This window comes from Gammaproteobacteria bacterium (genome assembly GCA_027296625.1).
Taxonomy (GTDB): Bacteria; Pseudomonadota; Gammaproteobacteria; order JAKEHO01; family JAKEHO01; genus JAKEHO01.
In genome coordinates this window covers 1-3,496 of sequence record JAPUIX010000185.1, presented here as the reverse complement: position 1 = coordinate 3,496, position 3,496 = coordinate 1, and the positions used below count along the sequence as shown (strand labels likewise).

Annotated in this window: 2 protein-coding genes; both read right to left on the bottom strand. The window is 51.2% G+C overall.

Annotation, left to right across the window (positions count from 1 at the left end; all coding sequences use genetic code 11):
- Positions 1-429: 429 nt before the first annotated feature.
- Positions 430-1,269: a general secretion pathway protein GspB gene (locus tag O6944_12080; GenBank protein MCZ6719873.1), complete on the bottom strand. Its 840-nt coding sequence runs from the start codon at positions 1,267-1,269 to the stop codon at positions 430-432.
- 1 nt (position 1,270) lies between these two features.
- Positions 1,271-2,812: an AAA family ATPase gene (locus tag O6944_12075; GenBank protein ID MCZ6719872.1), complete on the bottom strand. Its 1,542-nt coding sequence runs from the start codon at positions 2,810-2,812 to the stop codon at positions 1,271-1,273.
- Positions 2,813-3,496: the final 684 nt, after the last annotated feature.

The following is a 3,496-nucleotide window of genomic DNA, read 5'->3' as shown; positions in this document are numbered from 1 at the left end:
ATTGGACCGAGAATTTTCTTTCTTTTATTGTTTCTATTAGGCGGTCGCTGCAATGAGCAGCTTATAGAAGGGTGGCCGTCATCCCTTCCCTGCGTGGTAAGGGCGCGCTTATTGATTGCACTTGGTATAACTATACACCCCGGTGCTGCGAATTATATAATCAACTGTCTTTATGACTATCAGGCCGATATAAATGAAATATATATAGAATATCAGCAACCTCGGAGGTCTCCTTAGGGCACATAGCCGCCCTTGAACGATGAAATTTGAAGGTCAGCTTTCCCGTTAGCGGTCGTTCAAAATCCCTGGATTAACTTCTGCTTTCGGCACACAGCGGACGCTCAGTCCACACAAGAGACAACCCGAAATAGCAACCGTTTGAAACGGGTGCTTGACAGTGACGCCCGATTAAAGGAGCGGACATGCGGGCTAGTTCAGAGTCCAGTTCTGCAATACACCGACCTCGATGAGATAGCCTCTGAACTCCACGATCACGCCGGTTGGCGTAATCTCATGCAAGAAAAGTTCGTTCATAATCTGTTGTCCTTTCATCACTGGACGTCCCTCGTCCACGAACACAACGCTCGAGTCCGGATTGCTCGAGTAGAGATGGCCGGAAAAGATCATCGTTGGCAGATCTTTACGTAGGGTGCTCGGTAATTCGCTGAGACTTGATACCTTGCGCTGCATCACACCGGTGTCTTTCAAGTCCTGCACAGGCTCAGCGTGTTGCCCGGAGCGCGCTTTATTCGACAACCTGTCCGGCTCAACGCGATTCCACGCAGTGTTGTCTCCGCCTGTCGTCGTTGCCGCGGGTTCCGACTGCACAGTTTCAGGCCCGTCCACGAGACCTGTATCCGCTTCACTGGTCCTCGGAGTCGCGCTTTGTTGCTTGGCGATCGGTTCATTCATTGATGCCCTGTTATAGATCTCCACGACCACTTCGGGGGTGGTTTCATTGGCCGCGATTCCAACTGATATAGCGGTATCTGCTGGGGTTGCATTGTCTGGCACGATGGCCTGCTCGTCTCTCCGATCTATGTTTTCAATCTGCGTTGGCGAGAAACTATCGAGCAGAGTCTGGCCTGACTGCATCCATATCGCGAACAATGCTGCGTTCAATAGTAAAGTACCAACTATAAAATAAGGCAGGACACGCCGCGGTTGCTGTACACCACCGGCTGGCAGTGCCAGCGCCCGTACGCCGGGCACTTCCTGCTGTTGTCGCTCCTGCTCCGATTTCGCAATTGCATCAAGAATGAATGACATGTCAGCCACCCCCTCGGTTACTGAGCCGGGGAATCGACTTGTCGTTTGCCGAATTCAACTGTATCAATGTTTGGCGACCCGCGATGCCGTCAGTCACCAGTCCATGATTGCGTTGGAATGCTCGCACCGCCGCGACGACGTCCTCATCATAATCGTTATTCACCTGCACCGACTTTACGCCTGCAGCGAGCAGGTTTTTCGTCAACCAGGTCACGCCCGGGCCGCGGCTGCCCGGTCTGATGGTAGTGTAACCATTTGGCGCAGTACGCCACAGCAGCTGATACTGGCCCCGCCAATGCGCTTCCAGATCCTGTACCGCTACCGTTTCGATACCGTGAGCAAATGCCAGCGTTGCCAACTCATCCTCCAGCACGAGCAATGTCGCGTGATACAGCCGACCTTCGTTATCCACCAACGTCAAGATCGCCGGTCGATTGTTTCTGACCAGACTGCCCAGATTGCCAACTCCCGAAAAACAGCGTAGACCCAGACTGATCGCTTGCGTGCAAGGATCAGCATTGCCTGTGGCTAACGGTATATTCCATTGTTTGAACTGCGTTAAATATGCGGCCGTAAAAGCATCGTCCCTGGCAACCGCTTCATCAGGCCATTGCGGCGTCACCTCCGGTTTCACGACGACCAGTGGCTCGACGACAACGCTTGGTGGTAGTTCGACCGATCGTTGCGGCAGCATCATGGTAATTTCCTTACCATTGACATAGAACAATGCTGCCGTGGCCGCGGCACCGACCAGCAATGCGGACGCGACAATCGTTCCCCGTAGCATCCATCGGTGTTGATACGATCGCCCCTGCACTTCCCTGGCCGCTTTATTGAGTATCGAGCCGTTTATCTTACGCCGCGACTTCACATAGGCACCCAGCATCGCACGATCGCATATAACGTTGATCAGCCGGGGAATACCACGTGTTTTACTATATAGTTTGGCGAGCACCCGCGCCGAAAACACGGGTTCTTGGCACCCAGCCACTGCAAGCCGGTGCAATACGTAGGCATTGATCTCCGAGCGAAGCAGCGGCTGCAAGTGATATCGCGCTGTGATGCGTTGCTCCACCTGCCGGAGTTCGGGGCGTGACAATATCGTTTCCAGTTCTGGTTGTCCGAGCAGAATGATACGCATGAGTTTCCGCTCATTGGTTTCGAGATTAGTCAGGAGACGCAGTTGCTCGAGTACATCGACACTGAGATTCTGCGCTTCATCAATAATGACCACGGTGTTGCGTCCCTCCGCATGGTGCTCGAGCAGGTAGTGATTAATCGCATCAACAAGTGTTTTGACACTGCGATCACGCTCCGGGTACGCGATACCAAGTTCGTCACAGATGCTACTTAGCAATTCGATGACAGAGACCTTGGGATTCAGGATAAATGCAACATTGGTGTTATCAGGTAATTGCTCGAGTAGACACCGGCACGCCGTGGTTTTGCCCGTACCTACTTCTCCGGTGAGCAATACGAAACCGCTGTCGCTACGGATTCCATATAATAAATGCGCCAGCGCCTCTCGGTGGCGGGTGCTCATATACATGAATCGCGGATTGGCAGCGATTGAGAAAGGTTCTTCCGTTAACCCGAAATATTTAGTGTACATGCCAGTCGATATTTGATGCTGCTGCGATTAAAACTGGGAGTATAAGGTATCATAAGGATTAAAGGCCCATTTCTCGAAAGATTACTACAATTTGGGAAAGGCTTTCGCTTTGGGACAAAATGTAGTCAAGAACCTAACCCGCGCATACATTTGGTGGCATATTGCGGCAACAAAAGGAAATTAAGATGCAATACGGGGCCGCGGTATAATCGAAGAGCAAATGACTCCCGAACAGATAGACAAAGCGCCTAATCTAGCCGTCGAATGCTTTGAGAAAAACTACGAGGGTTGCTGATGTATCTTGAGGGCAAAAAAACTCATCCGTTGAGTTGTTGTATGTCTCCTGTGGGCACTTAGCCGACCTCCACCAGCGATAGTTGAACGTCCGCTTTTGCTGATTTATTGGTAGGATTATCTCCCCGAAAAAAATTACAAAAAAATATTAGTGTGAGGTATTCCATGAGCGCACACGTCTCTCTCCTCAGCCCCCCCACCCGATATACCAGGTAATCAACGGGTATTTTAAATTGGGGAGCTAGCCGCCTGTTTTTGGTTCGGCTTTCTTGGCCATGTCTCTACTTCTGTCTAATTTAGACTTCTAGTGAATTGCTACTT

Coding starts and splice junctions, on each gene's coding strand:
- O6944_12080 (MCZ6719873.1), bottom strand. CDS start 1,269: ATGTCATTCATTCTTGATGCAATTGCGAAATCGGAGCAGGAGCGACAA.
- O6944_12075 (MCZ6719872.1), bottom strand. CDS start 2,812: ATGAGCACCCGCCACCGAGAGGCGCTGGCGCATTTATTATATGGAATC.